Annotated in this window: 1 protein-coding gene; it reads right to left on the minus strand. The window is 71.6% G+C overall.

Going from position 1 to position 609, the window contains the following annotated elements; all coding sequences use genetic code 11:
• Nucleotides 1-50 precede the first annotated feature (50 nt).
• Nucleotides 51-609 (minus strand): transposase (locus PV679_RS36065; protein WP_319685505.1); only part of this gene is annotated, 559 nt, incomplete at its 5' end.

Below are 609 nucleotides of genomic sequence, written 5' to 3' on the forward strand. Positions count from 1 at the left end.
GAAACGCCTGGTCGCGCGCGGTTGGCTGGCCGAGCCCGCGCCGGGCCGGTTCACGCTCGCTGCGGGTGTGGCCGGGCCAGGCGGCGGGTCATGAGCAGGATCATCGACCAGTAGATCATCGCTTCGGCGCTGGTGGTGCGGCGTTCGTAGTCGCGTGCCAGGCGGCGGGTGCGCATCAGGTGGGCGAAGAGGCGCTCGACGATCCACCGCTTGGGCAGGACCACGAAGCCGCGCATGTCGTCGCTGCGTTTCACGATCGCCAGGACCAGGGCGAACATGGTGAGGCAGTGGGCGACGAGGCTGCCGGTGCAGCCGCCGTCGGCCCAGACCAGCTCCAACTGGTGGTGTGTGTCGGCGACTTGCCGCAGCAGCACGTGGGCGGCGGTGCGGTCGCCGGTGTCGGCGGCGGTGACCATCACGCCCAGCAGCAGGCCGAGGGTGTCGACCACGACGTGCCGCTTGCGCCCGTTGATCAGCTTGCCGCCGTCGAAGCCACGGCTGTCCGCGCCAACGACGGCGTCCGCCTTGACGGACTGCGAGTCGATCACCCCGGCTGTCGGCTCCACGCCGCGGCCCAGCTTCTCGCGGACCCTGGCGCGCAGCCGGTCG

It is taken from the genome of Streptomyces sp. AK02-01A (assembly GCF_033795305.1).
Lineage (GTDB): Bacteria > Actinomycetota > Actinomycetes > Streptomycetales > Streptomycetaceae > Streptomyces.